This is a genomic window from Bradyrhizobium amphicarpaeae (genome assembly GCF_002266435.3).
GTDB lineage: Bacteria > Pseudomonadota > Alphaproteobacteria > Rhizobiales > Xanthobacteraceae > Bradyrhizobium > Bradyrhizobium amphicarpaeae.
The window spans coordinates 4,133,545-4,147,308 of the sequence record NZ_CP029426.2; the positions used below are offsets into that span (position 1 = coordinate 4,133,545).

Consider the following 13,764-nt stretch of genomic DNA (forward strand, 5'->3'; position numbering starts at 1 on the left):
GGTCCGACTTCGCAGCCTTCAGGGGGCCGCAGCTTCGGCCAGCTCCGATGTCGCGAACTTTGCAGCCCCCTCCTCACCGACGATGAATCTGAGCGCCGCGAGTCCGGGCAGGAAGAAGTAGCCTCCCCCGAGCGTCGTCGCGAAGTTCGCCAGAGAGACCTCTCCACCGCTCGGCAGGCCCGGCAACGACAAGGCCTTCGGAAAGGTCTGTGGGTCGGACGACCCGACGAGCGGATCGTCGGCGTGAAGGTTGACGAAACTCGGATTTCGCGCCCAACGCTGCTGGACGAACTCGAACTGCCGCTCGATATCCGCATTGCAGGCGATGAAGAAGATACCCTTGCGCGTCTCGCCGTTGCTGTCCTCGCGATACGGCCGGCCGCGACGCAGCAGCCTGTGCAGCTTGGTCGACTGGATGCTCGATTGGATGTCGACGCCCAACGTGTCCCGCGGATTCATCCGTCGAATGTGCGCCCCCTTCGGGCACATGAAGCCATTGGCGTCGTCGACCCGATAGCGGAAAGCGTCAAGTTCCGAATCCGTTTTTGGGTTGCCCGGGTCGTATTGCCACGGGAGCGGCCAGCCATTGTCCTGACGCCCCATCAGCTTATTGCAGATATCCTGGCCATTCAGCTCCCGAAAGCGATCGAACGCCGCCACGTCCTGCTCGATCTGGCGCACGGCGAGGTAGCTTCCGTTCAGGGCAAATCGGCCGCCCGGATGTTTGGCGAGGCCTGAGGGCCCCCACCCCTTCACGTCCGGGCAATAAGTGAGCTCATCATATTCGTTGCGATAGCCGAGGATGAACTCTCCAGGCTGGACGACGCGATCGTCGTACAGCGCATCGGCCTCCTTCTTGTCCTTGTCCTTCTCTGATCGGAGCAGTCGGACATTGTCGTCCTGCTTCAATCCCCTGATGACGGGCTGCGCCAGGCCGTCGCGAAACCCGAACGCTTCGCGCAATTTCTCTTCCTTGTCGCCTTCAAGTTTTCGAAATGAGCAAGGGTCGTTATCGATCTGGATGGTTCTGAATATCGTCTCATCCGGGCGCGAAATGATTGGCCCGACGCCTCTCTTCGTCCATTCGGCAATCAGGACATGCACCGCATCGCCGCTGTCGCCATCAACATCGGACCAGCGCCATGCGCGGGGATTATCCCTCAGCAGCAACACACGTGCATCGCTGCCCATGCCACTGCGGAAGGGTGTCGGGAATGGAAAAATGTCGTCTTCCACGCATCCGAGCTTTGTCAGCCCGGAAAAACTGAACGCGATCGCCGCAGCCTTCGCGATCGGATGCGTTCTCGACTTACCAACCTCCTTTGCGTTGGTAATGACGCCGCTCTCCACGAATTTTGCGAGCCATGCCCGGGCCGCAGTCTCCTGCCCGTCCCTGATCGTCAGCAGCCAGAACCGACTGTCTTGCAGCCAGCCGTAACCGCTCCTCAGCATTCCCTGGATGTCATCGAAATGGTGCGCGAGATGTGCTGCCGGCGCTTTCATGATTCGATGGCCCTCATGATCAGGTCGTCGTTGCTGTCGTTCCGCTCTCCGAACAGAGCGTCGCGCAGTCCCGTTGCGAGGTTGATCTGGTCGACAGATTCTTTGCGCGCGTCGAAGCGGAACATATGCGGAAGCATGCTGTCGCGCGCATATGACTTGAACTGCAGCTCGCGCTTCACGCCCCGGAACACGATAAATCGCGTCGGCGGGAAGCTGCGCGCATGGATCACGGCGGGCTGGCCGATCGCTGCCGCATCTCGTGGTTTCAACGTGGTCCACCGCCAGGCGAGGTTCGTCCCGATCGTGGCGCCATTGATGAAATCGTCGAGATAGCCGCCGAAACTGCCATCATAGTTCGAGCAGAACAGGTAACGGCGCCCGTCCTCGATGATGTGCCAATGGCCGAAATGAATGCCCGGCGCACTGCCCAGCCGACTCTCGGTGAAGATCACACGTCCAAACAGGGTCACGATGCGCAGCGACGCCCGGATCCACCAGGCACTCCAGCCGTTCGGACTGCGGAGATCCGTCAGGCTGATCATATGGGCAGTTTCGCGCACCACCAGCCCTTCGCTATTCTCGATCGACGGATCGACCTGTTGGGCGCGAGGCACGTTGTCTTCGTAAGGTTGAAAGAACCAGTTGCCAACCGTCGCGAGATCCTGATTGATCCGGGACAGCAGGCGTACCGCGCCGATCAACACGACGATCGCAAGGATAATGAAGGCGATGATCTGCCATCCGAGGAATTTGGCAGTTAACGCTTCGTATGCGTGCACGATCGTCCCGGGCCAGAAGATGAAGGCGAACGCAAGCGCGACGACGGCGAACGCGATCGGCACGCTGATCAACAGGCCGATCCGATAGGTAAGCCATGACGACCACGTCTCCGTGGGCCGGTCGAGCTCGCGCCCCACACTCTCCAGCCAGCGTCGCCACGTTCTGGAAAGGGCTGGCAGAGCGATCAGGAACAGCCATACCAGGACCCCGAGCCCGAGCAGCGCAAGTACGCTGCGGATGCTGACGTCAAGCACCCAGCAACTCGCCCTTGAAATGAAGGCCACCACGTCCGTCACGCCGGAATAAGGCGGTCCGAACAACCACGTGTAGATGCCAAGCGCACCGCGCGGCACTGCGCCGACCAACCAGACCGCGAACAGCCACAGCACGAACAGCGTCAGCAGATAGCCGATCTTTGCGGAGATGCTCGCGCCTTTGCCGCGCCAGTACGAACGCGGCGCCGAATCCAGTGCCCAGCCGAAACGAGGATTCTGGAATGCCCGTTGCGCGAGCGCCAGCGCGAACGCAGCGCGATCATCGCCATACAGCATGGCCTGCTTCATGGCCCGCGCCTCGTCTCGCGTCCATTCAAGCAGCTCCTGCTCCTTCTCGATCTGCCGGGCCGTTCGGTCGCGGGCGCCGATGAAGCCCCCATCGGCGATGCTGAGATGCTTCATCAACATGTTGTGCAGCATATCGTTGCGTACGCTCCGCAGCGCGGTGGCATTGCCCGGCCAGAATGAGCTGTACAGCGACCACATCGCCTCGCTCCAATGGTAGACGAGCCGATACAGTATATCGTAGGGATCGATCCCCTCTTCGATGGCGAGCTCGAGCATCAACAAGGGCCTCTTGTCGCCTGCGTCGGCCCTGGCCGGCAGCAACGCGATGGAGGCGAACTGGACCACCTCGACATCTCGGAACAGAGAATACAGCCCCTTGGAAACGGGGCTATCTTCCGAAAGATCGGTCGTGCCATTCCAGCCAGGCACCACGATGCAAATCATCTGCTGGCGGACTATCTCGAGCATGCCCATCCTTCTCGCGCCTGCTAGATGAAACTCACGCGCATTTGCGACATCAGCGGTCCGTCATAGGCGATGGCCTTGCCCTCGCCCCGCGCCAGTTGCAGCTCGGGCAGGATCAACAGACCGATCAGCGCGCTGGTCAGGATCTCGACCGCGTAGACCATGGCCGGACACTGGCGCGTGCCGTATCCGAACATCAGCCAGCGCAGATCTTCGTTCGCGCCCCAGTTGCGTGCCGGAGAAAATTGGCTGATGTCTTTGTCTATCGCGGTATCGAACATTGCGGCGATCCCCCAGATCGCCATCTTTCCGCCGGCGGGACACTTGGCATTGTGCCGCGCACCCGTCTCGAATTCCGTGTCGCGCGGCACATCGCGCGCGAGCAGCGGAAAAATCGGGCGGAAACGCAAGAGCTCGAGCACATGATCTTGCACCAGCTTGCGGAATGCCTTGTCCTCCCAAACCTGGTTCGGACCCATTTTCAGGAGTTGCTGCGCCTGCGCGCGCAATGCCTTGTGAACATCGGGACGCCCCAGCAATTCCTGCACGGCGAGCGCCCCCGATTGCACGGTGACCGGATGCGATATCCAGGCAAGGCCAACGGCGTTCCGTTTGATGACACCGAACGGACAGGACGTTCCCCATGCAAGCTGGATGTCTTTGCCCACACCAGCGATACGCGAGCTCAGCGCGTCAGCGTTGAGTTCAGCCCTGCGCTGCACTCTCAGCGTCGCCGAGTTGCCAGCCAGGAGTTGCCCCGCCACATAGCGGATCTCGAGAAGATATTGCCGCTGCAGCCCGGGATCATCGAGGCTTCCGGTCGCGCCTGCTGCCACCCTGTCGGTGGCCTCCCCGAACAGTGGATGCATGGCGCGAAACACGATCCACATCAGGTAATTCTCGATGAGATCGAACGATTTCTTGCCGAACGGCCGGAGCTTCTCAACGTAGTCTCGGACCGCAAGATCGGCCGCCGCAGGCAATGTCGCGTCCAGGACAGCCAATCGACCATCCAGCAGAAGCTTGTCCGTCTTGTATGTGGCGTCGGGATCCATGCCGATCAGGTAATCGCCGGCCGACAGGTTCGCCGCGTGCGCGGTGTTGGAGAAACTGTTCGGCCTGGTCAGTACCTTTTTGACCGCGTCGGCGCGGGCGGCCGTGCCCAACCAGCCGCCGACGAACGGCCAACGCCGAAGCACCGCGCCGATCGCGCGCAAAGCGCCAGGATGTCGGTTGGCCCAACAGAAGATCCCGTAGGTGATGCTCCGAAGTCCCGGCGGCATTGCATCGGGAGTGCCAGCTGAGAGTTTCATGCTGCGTACCCGTCCTTCCGCCAATCTGCGAGCGCCGCGACGGCCCGTTTGCGGTAGTGAGGCATGCCCAGACGCTCCGCCGCCTCGGCAGCTCGCTTGAAATGCGCTTCGGCACCTGCGAGATCGCCGGCCTGCCGCAAGGTCTCCGCAAGCTCGTACAGGGCTTCGGTCTGGTGTCCGTATTCCTCGGCGGCCTGCTCGACTGCCTTGCGTCCGACAACCATCGCATCGTCCAGTCGTCCGAGCTTGCGATAGGCGACGGCCAGGCTCACGCGCATGAACGTCCTGCCATAACAGCCGGCCGCGTCGTAGATGCGATCGGCAAACCCCTTCTCCAGAATGGGCACCGCTTCGGCGGCCTTACCGTTGCGCGCCAGCGCGCTGCCGAGAACGCCGGTGCACACGGACAGCATGGTCGGCACGTTGTACATCATGCATTGCTGCACACCCGTGCGCATCAGGGACTCGGCACGGTCGAGTTCCTCACGTTCGATCCAGATCTGCGATTGGACAGTGTCGATCAACAGACGGGAATATGGGTGATCGATGTTCGACAAAATCTCATAGCTTCTGGCGCAGAAATCATCGGCAGCGGCGCCATCCCCGAGGCGCCACAGCGTGCTGGCAAGAAATGCGTACAGGTTGATGATCGGAATCGCGGCCCAGCCGGGCTGGACATAATGCGCCGACAGTTCCGGTTCGTAATCGGACAACAGGACGCGGCCTTCGGCCGCCGCTTCCGCATAACGCCCGAGCGCATGCAGATGCATGAGACGGGTCTGATGCGCCGCCATCATCATGTGGCGACGCTGTGCCAGGCGTGCCGCTTCCAGTCCCTGCGAAGCGTAGCGCAGACCTTGTTCGAAACGTCCGCGCATCCACAGAAATACGGCCGTCTCGGTCGAAACCGCAGCCCTCGCACGCTGATCGTTCAGTTGCACGGCGATGGCTTCAGCCCGCTCCATGTTGTCGAAGATCTCGTCGATCTGCCCGAGGGCCAGCATCGCACCAATGGCCTCAAGCCGAAGCGCGAGCTCCAGGGTCAGGGCGGTCGTCGCTCCCTCGACGCGCTGTGCCGCCTGGATGCCGTTCTCCAGCAATTGGACGGCCTCCCGATTGGCCGAGCGCGAGATCGCACGCGCCATCGACTTGACGGCGAATTTTGCCGCCTGCTCCCATTCCTCGCCCCCGAAGGCATGATGCGCCAGTGCCGGCGCGGCATCGACATCGGTGGCGCCGGGCTGGGCGTGCAGCGCCAGGAAGGCCTGGCGATGCAGTGCCTTGAGCCTGGCGCGCGTGAGGACCCCGAGCACGACGTCACGGACCAACGCATGACGGAATGCGAAGGCGTGCGAGCCGCGCGAGCTCCTCGCCTGGTCCGGCCCCGTCAGCAAGCCGGACGCGACACAAAGACCCAACAGCTCTTCGGCGCGATCGAGGTCCACGGCCTGCATTGCGGCAACCAGGTCGTGCGTGATGGGATCGCCGAGGATGGCCGCGGCCTCGATCGCCGACTTGGCAGCGTCGGGCAGCCTGTCGACCCGCGCGCCGATCACCGCCGCGATCGAGCCCGGCACGCGCAGCTCGCCGAACGGCCTCTGCAAGCGGTAGGCGCCAGGGGTTCCTTCCAGCGAGCCGTCATCGATCAGCGTGAAGACCAGTTGCTCCAGGAAGAAGGGATTGCCGTCGGCGCGCGAGACCAGTTCGCTCGTGATGCCGAGCACGGACGGATCGTCACCGAGACAGGCGCGCGCGAGCCGGAGCATTTCTCCATCCCCCAGCGGCTCGATCATGTACTCGGCAAACCAGGACGCCCGTTGCCACTGGTGCTCGAAATCCGGACGATAGGTGACGCAAATCAGGACCGGCAGCCCCTGAAGTTTGGGAAGCAGGCCCTCGAACAGCCGCCGGCTCTCGCGATCGGCGAGGAAGACATCCTCGAGCGCGAGCACGAAGGCGCCGGACCGCACGCGTCTGCGCACGAGCCAGAGCAACGCCTCGCCGATCCGGCGCCGTCGTTGCGCCGGGTTCAGCGCCAGCCAGGCCTCATCCGGCGCCGAAAGTCCCAGGAGATCATTGACCGCCGCCAAATGCTCGGCGCCGTCATCGGGCCATTCCGCAAGCAACGCCTGCTTGGCCGAATGCCTGATGTCGGCCGCACTCGTTTGCGGAAGCCCGACCAGACTTGCGGTCAGATCGGTGGCGGTGCTGTAGGCACGCGTGCTCGCATAGCCTCTCGCTTGCGAAAAGCAGATCTCCATCCCCTCTCGCGCGAGGCTGTCCATCCAGTCGACGATCAGGCGCGACTTGCCGATCCCGGCATCGCCGCACAACCCGATCGCTCGCATGCCGGACTTCTGAACGGTCGCCAGCGTCCCCTCCAGGATCCTCAGCGTGTCTTCGCGTCCGATCAGAGGCGCCCAGCGCGGCTTCCGCGTCAATGGCGCTGCCGCCGAACTTTCGGTCTCCACCACGACTTCATGCACTTCGATTGGAGCATCCAGTCCACGCACGGCCCGCATGCCGGCCGTACGCGTGTCGATCTGCTGCGCGACCAGCCGCTGCGTCGCGGCGCTGATCAGGATGCCGCCGGGCGGCGCCATCTTCTCGAGCCGCGAGGCGAGATGGATCGTCTTTCCGTCCGCGCCGTAATGGGACCATCGGTACTGTCCGACGATTCCGACCAGCACCTCGCCCGAATTGATACCGATGCGCAGCGTCGGGCTGACGATGCCTCCGACGTCATGGCCTGGGATGGACGCTCTCTGCATCTTGAGAGCGGCAAGGCACGCCCGCAGGGCGTGGTCTTCCTGGGCCACGGGCGCGCCGAACAAGGCGACGAGGCCATCACCGAGCAACTGGCTCACCGTGCCGCCATAGGTCTCGACCGCCTCGGCCAACCGGTCCAGCGCCCTGCCGAGATAAGCGCGGGCTTCCTCGGGGTCGACATGCTGCACCAGGGAGGTCGAATTGCAGACGTCGACGAACAGAACGCTGACCTGCTTGTTTTCAGTCAGCATCTGCGAGCGAACCGGGATTTGATGGTGCAGCTGGACGACGCGCGCATCGCGGTTCGGGGCGCCCGGCTCTTCCGCGCTACGATCGAGACTCGCGCCGCATTGAGAGCAGAAGCGATGCTCACGGGAAATATGGGCAGAACAAGCGGGGCACCTGGTCACGGCAGCACACACTCATCAATGACTTGAACTAAATTACAATACGGCCTGGCTTGAACATCGCCCCTTCGAGGCGTGAACCCGCTCAGTAGAAAAACAAGCTGTCGATCAATCCAAACGATCAAACCAAATATTTCGTGCGCCAACAATATTTGCGCACAACCGATAGATGAATCCTGAGAACTGCAGTGGCCGCTCTGGTCCGGCGCGGGACCCGCCGATCATCCCGCCGGAAGCAAAATCAATGCTGAAACAGGGACTATTATTGTACGCCCGATCAGCAATTGCAACTAGTATACGCCTGTCGCACAAATTGAAAAGTGACAGTTTGCCAAATCGACCCCGACGTCTTCCTCCGCAAACCTGCGCGCGAAAACGGGGAACAAGTTCGCCAGCCGACACATCTCACCGGGCCGGACGCTCGCGTTCGGGAAGGTCATGCCCGCTGTCTGATCGAGGGGCCGTCGAGCACGGCCCACTTGACCGGGCCGGACGGATCGCCGCCGCCCTCACCCGAACAGCGTATCCACCAGCAGCTTCACGTTCAAAGCCACGATGACGCCCGCGACAATCCAGGCGATCGCCGCGACATATCCCGGAATCGCGAACTGCCCCATCTTGCGGCGGTCGGAGACGAAGCGGACCAGCGGGATCACCGCGAAGGGCAGCTGCATCGACAGCACGACCTGGCTGAACACCAAGAGGTCGGCCGTGCCGCGCTCGCCGTAGATCGCGGTGACGACGATCACCGGAATGATGGCGATGCCGCGCGTGAGCAGGCGGCGCGCCCAGCTCGGCAGGCGCAGGTCGAGAAAGCCCTCCATCACGATCTGGCCGGCGAGCGTCGCCGTCACCGTCGAATTGAGGCCCGAGGCCAGCAGCGCCACTGCGAACAGGGTCGAGGCGATGCCGAGGCCGAGCAGCGGCGACAGCAGCTCGAAGGCCTGGCCGATCTCGGCGACGTCGGAATGGCCGCTCTTGTGGAAGGTCGCCGCCGCCACGATGAGGATCGCGGCGTTGATGAACAGCGCCAGCATCAGGGCAATGGTCGAGTCCGTCGTCGCCCATTTGATCGCCTCGCGCCGGCCCTCGTCGTTGCGCTCATAGGCGCGCGTCTGCACGATCGAGGAGTGCAGGTAGAGATTATGCGGCATCACCGTCGCGCCGATGATGCCGATCGCGATGTAGAGCATCTCGGGGTTGGTGAAGATCTCGCTCTTCGGCATGAAGCCGTGGAGGACTTCGGCGACCGGCGGTGCGGCCGCTACGATCTGGACCCCGAAGCAGACCGCGATCACCGCCAGCAGCGCGATGACGAAGGCTTCGAGGAAACGGAAGCCGCGGTTCATCAGGAGCAGCAGCAGGAAGGCATCGAGCGCCGCGAGCAGCGCGCCGCCGATCAGGGGAATGCCGAACAGCAGCTTCAGCGCGATCGCGGTGCCGATGACTTCGGCGAGATCGCAGGCGATGATCGCGGCCTCGCAGGCCAGCCAGAGCAGGAAGTTGACCGGCGGCGAATAGGTGCCGCGGCAGGCCTGCGCGAGGTCGCGGTCGGTGACGATGCCGAGCCGTGCCGCCAGCGACTGCAGCAGGATCGCCATCAAATTCGAGAGCAGGATGACCGAGAGCAGCGTGTAGCCGAACTTCGAGCCACCGGCGAGGTCGGTCGCCCAATTGCCGGGGTCCATGTAGCCGACCGAGACCAGATAGCCGGGGCCGACAAAGGCGAGCAGCCGGCGCCACCAGCGGCCACCGAGCGGAACGGCAACCGTGGCGTTGACCTCGGGGAGGCTCTTGGTGACGGGCGCATCAGCGCGCCAGCCGGCGGCGTCGGGGGTCAAATCAGGTGATCGGGCATCCATGCGCCGAGAATACCGACTTCGGGGCTTATTGCAACTCATTTGCAACTGCATCTAGCGGCATGGGTTCCCGCTCCTGCCGTTATCCGCCGTGTCGGGAAGCGGGTGGGTCTGGCGGCCGTTGGCGCCGGATACTGGCGCCAATCCGACTTTGCAGGAAATGAGCCATGTCAAACCCGCCTCGCCTCCCCGATACCTTTGGCCGCCTCGCCTGGTCCAACCTCGCGGCGCAGTCGGCCGAGCAGATCGCATTGGCCGCAGCGCCGATCGTCGCCGTGCTCACGCTCGGGGTCGCGGAAGGCCAGACCGGCCTGCTGCAGACCGCGCTGACCCTGCCCTTCGTGCTGTTCGCGATTCCGGCCGGCCTGCTCGCCGACCGCATCTCCCGCCGCTCGCTGATGGCCGGCGCCGAGGCGCTGCGGGCTGTGGCCCTCGGGACAATCGTGCTGCTGCTCGCGCTCGGCGCGCTCAATCTTCCACTGCTGGCGCTGCTCGGCTTCGCCGCCGTGTGCGGCACCGTCGTCTACAGCGTGGCCGCGCCGGCGCTGGTGCCGTCCCTGGTGAGCTCCGACCTCCTGCCGGCGGCGAACGCCCGCATCGAGCTTGCGCGCACCGTCGCCTTTGCCAGCGGCCCTGCGCTTGGCGGCGCACTGGTGGGATGGTGGGGCGCGAGCCCGGCCTTCGGCTTTGCCGCGGCGCTCTCCGCGATCGCTGTCGTGCTGCTCTCCGGCATCTATGAACCCGCACGTGCGCCTGCCCCGCGGCGCCATCCGTTCCAGGACATCCGCGAAGGCGCGGCGTTCGTGTTTCACCATCCGCTGCTGCGGCCGGTGTTCGTCACCCAGTTCATCTTCAACACCGGCTGGTTCCTGCAGATCGCGGTGTTCGTGCCCTATGCCGTGCGCCATCTCGGCCTGAGCGCCGCCGGAATCGGCACCGTGCTGACCATGTACGGCGTCGGCATGGTGATCGGCGCGCTGCTTGCCACCCGCGTGATGCAGCGCATCGCCTTCGGCACCGTGGTCGGCCTCGGCCCCGTCACCGGCTTCGTTGCGGCGGTGGTGATGGCGCTGACGGTGCTGGTCCCCTCGCCCTTTCTCGCCGCGTTGAGCTTCTTCCTGCTCGGCGTCGGGCCGATCCTGTGGGTGATCTCGACCACGACGCTGCGCCAGTCGGTGACGCCGCCGCGCCTGCTGGGCCGCGTCTCCGCCATCAATATCATGAGCTACGGCGCCCGCCCGCTCGGCTCGGCGCTCGGCGCGATCGTCGGCGGCCTCTGGAGCGCGGAAGCATGCCTCTATCTCGCAGCCGCCGTGTTCGGCGTGCAGGCGCTGGTGATCTGGCTGTCGCCGGCGGTGGCACTGGATCGGCAGCCGGAGATGGTAGGGGATGAAGTCGCGGCGAGGTGTTAGCTAGCCGGCCACAACGCAGGTAGTCGGATCAAGACCGCACCGGCTCAGTCCGCGCGGAGAGCGCGCGGAACAAGAATCCGGCAAATCAGCCTTGAAGTTGAGCCTCTTTCATGATGCACTTTCAGCGTGCCGCGAACCTGTCGGCGTTTCCATGTCGCGAATTGTCGGAGGCGGCTTTCTATCATTCGATTTTAATTTCATAACCCTTTTGGAGATTGCCATGCCCCATCGTCAGCCTCCGCTCGACCTGTCGAAATTTCACACCGACGACAATGATTTCGCCCATTTATCGTTGAAGAACCTGATCGACGCACGCGAACTCTTCCATATCCACTTGATGCGGCATCCCAACGTCGTTGCCACCGCGATCGGCCGCTACCGCATTCGCAAGGGAGACAGCTGGCCGCATGCCAGGAAGAAGAATCACGGCAAGGGCGTGCGGCGCCTCGACAATTCGGAGATTCGCCCCTACTCGTGGCCCTGCATCCTGGTCTTCGTCTCGGAATGGCAGGACCCGGGAAAATTCCAGTCCCGGCCGGGCGATCTGATCCCGAGCACGGTGTTCATGCCTGACGGCTCGAAAATCCCGATCTGCGTCATCGAGGCGCCCAGGGAATCGGAGACCTCCATCGAGGCACCGAACGACATCGCCTATCCCCTCAACAACATCGGCCCGGGCAACCCGCTGATCGCCAACGTCCAGGGTCAGAAATATCTAGCGACGATTGCTTGCCTGGTCAGCGATGGCCACAAATTCTATGCTCTGACCAATCGCCACGTCACCGGAGAGGAAGGCGAGCCGGTGAACGCGATCCTGGCGGGGGCCGAGGAGCGCATCGGTGAGACCGCCGCCCAACAGCTGACGCGCGTGCCGTTCTCGTCGCTCTACCCGAACCTCACGCTCAGCGACACCTTCGTGAATCTCGACGTCGGGCTCGTAGATATCGACGACATCTCGCGCTGGACCACGCAGGTCAAAGGCATCGACGGCACGGTCGGACCGATGGCCGACTTTTCCGGCTCCAACCTCTCGCTCAGTCTGGTCGGGTGCGCCGTGCGCGGCATCGGTGCGGCCAGCGGCACCATGCTCGGCGAGATTCACGGCCTCTTCTACCGCTACAAGACCAGCGGCGGCTTCGAATATGTCGCCGATCTGATGATCGGACCGCGCACGCACGAGGCCGGCGGCAAGCAGGCGGCAACGAAATTCGCGACGCTACCGGGAGACTCCGGCGCGCTCTGGCTGCTCGAGCCGGCGGGAGCGATGGACACAGACGACAAGGCCGCCAGCGCCCAGTACCTGCCGCTGGCCATGCAGTGGGGGCGCAACATGCTCTATTCGGCGGACAAGGCTCCGCCGCAGGGCTTCGCGCTCACCACCCTGCTGTCACGCACCTGCGCCATGCTCGAGGTCGACTTCGTGCGCGGGTGGAACATCGATCAGCCCGACACTTGGGGCGCGCTCGGACATTTCTCTATCGCCTCGCGAACGCTGGTCGCCTTGTCGAGCCGCTTCCCAAAGCTGAAGAAGTTGATGGAGAACAATCTCGGCATCATCAGCCATGACGATGCGGCCCTCGAAGAGGGTGATTTCAAAGGAATGGGAAGCGAGGATTTCGTGCCCATGGCCGACGTTCCCGACTTCTTCTGGAAGCCGCGTGTCGCCAAGCAGGGCTTTGCCCGACAATTCGAGGGGAGCAATCACTTCGCCGACATGGATCAGCCCGATCCGCAGGGCAAGACGCTGCTGGATCTCACGAAGAGTAACGCCAATATCGACCCGAACGTCTGGGAATCCTTCTACGACAGTGTCACCGACATCCTCAGCGGCGAGAAGATCAAGGAAGACCGGCGAGGCCTGCTGCCGTTCCGCGTCTGGCAGATATTCGACCAGATGTGCGACTTCGCCGCAAAGGGCAAGGCCGAGGAATTCGTCTGCGCCGCCGGCGTGCTCGCCCATTATGTCGGGGACGCCTGCCAACCGCTCCATATTTCCTATCTGCACGACGGCGACCCGGGACACCCGGTCAAGCATGTCTTCGCCAAGGGAAAGAAGGCAGGGCAAACCAAGCTGCAAGCGCTCGGCACCGGCGTCCACAGCGCCTACGAAGACGCCATGGTGTTCGAAAACCGCAAGGCCATTCTCCAGGGGCTGAAGCAGACGGCGAAAGTTCAGCAATCCGAACTCGTCGCCTCAGGCCGCGACGCTGCGATCGCGACGATCGCGATGATGCGCGAGACGTTCAAGTCGTTACCGCCTTCGAAGATCGTGCAGGCCTATGTCGACGTCGGCAAGGGCGGCAAGGCCGCCTCGGCCAAACTGTGGTCGTTGTTTGGCAAGAAGACTATCGGCGTGATGCAGGACGGCGCGCATCTGCTCGCCGTGCTCTGGGAAAGCGCCTGGCAGGTCGGCAACGGCGAGACGAACGTGACGCGGCAAGGCGCCCTGACCCAAAAGAAGGCCATGAGCATCGTCCAGAACGAGAACTTCCTGCCCTCGTTCACCATCGGACAGATTGGCAAGGTGCTGCGCGGCCTGCCGACTGCCGCGGCCGGACAAGCCGCTGCCAAACCGGCTTCACCAACGCACAGGACCACAGCGCCCCGTCGGCAGCGCGGAGGCGAATCCAAGCCTCGCCGGGAACGAACGTCGGCGACAGGCAGGCGCGTGGCAGCGCGTCGCTGACCCGCAT

Annotated in this window: 7 protein-coding genes; 2 read left to right on the forward strand and 5 right to left on the reverse strand. The window is 63.6% G+C overall.

Annotated features, from left to right (window positions below):
- Positions 1–18: 18 nt before the first annotated feature.
- The 5 genes from CIT40_RS19240 to CIT40_RS19260 form a co-directional block, all read right to left on the reverse strand.
- The gene (locus tag CIT40_RS19240; protein ID WP_162307572.1) at positions 19–1,503 is read right to left on the reverse strand and encodes a Dyp-type peroxidase; all 1,485 of its coding nucleotides are present in this window, start codon (positions 1,501–1,503) and stop codon (positions 19–21) included.
- On the reverse strand, positions 1,500–3,314 hold the full coding sequence (locus CIT40_RS19245; RefSeq protein ID WP_162307573.1) for a hypothetical protein: 1,815 nt from the start codon (positions 3,312–3,314) through the stop codon (positions 1,500–1,502). Before CIT40_RS19245 ends, CIT40_RS19240 begins: the two co-directional genes overlap by 4 nt.
- Positions 3,315–3,334: 20 nt before the next feature.
- Positions 3,335–4,624, reverse strand: a complete 1,290-nt coding sequence (locus tag CIT40_RS19250; protein WP_094891840.1) for a cytochrome P450 — start codon at positions 4,622–4,624, stop codon at positions 3,335–3,337.
- The gene (locus CIT40_RS19255; protein ID WP_244611805.1) at positions 4,621–7,644 is read right to left on the reverse strand and encodes an ATP-binding protein; all 3,024 of its coding nucleotides are present in this window, start codon (positions 7,642–7,644) and stop codon (positions 4,621–4,623) included. Before CIT40_RS19255 ends, CIT40_RS19250 begins: the two co-directional genes overlap by 4 nt.
- 665 nt (positions 7,645–8,309) lie before the next feature.
- Positions 8,310–9,662: an Nramp family divalent metal transporter gene (locus tag CIT40_RS19260; RefSeq protein ID WP_094891842.1), complete on the reverse strand. Its 1,353-nt coding sequence runs from the start codon at positions 9,660–9,662 to the stop codon at positions 8,310–8,312.
- A 164-nt stretch (positions 9,663–9,826) separates the two neighbouring features.
- On the opposite strand from CIT40_RS19260, the gene CIT40_RS19265 reads away from it, so the two are divergent.
- Both CIT40_RS19265 and CIT40_RS19270 read left to right on the forward strand, forming a co-directional pair.
- A complete protein-coding gene (locus CIT40_RS19265; RefSeq protein WP_094891843.1) occupies positions 9,827–11,071 on the forward strand; it encodes an MFS transporter in 1,245 nt (414 codons plus the stop codon).
- 220 nt (positions 11,072–11,291) lie between these two features.
- On the forward strand, positions 11,292–13,757 hold the full coding sequence (locus tag CIT40_RS19270) for a hypothetical protein (protein WP_193550870.1): 2,466 nt from the start codon (positions 11,292–11,294) through the stop codon (positions 13,755–13,757).
- Positions 13,758–13,764 lie beyond the last annotated feature (7 nt).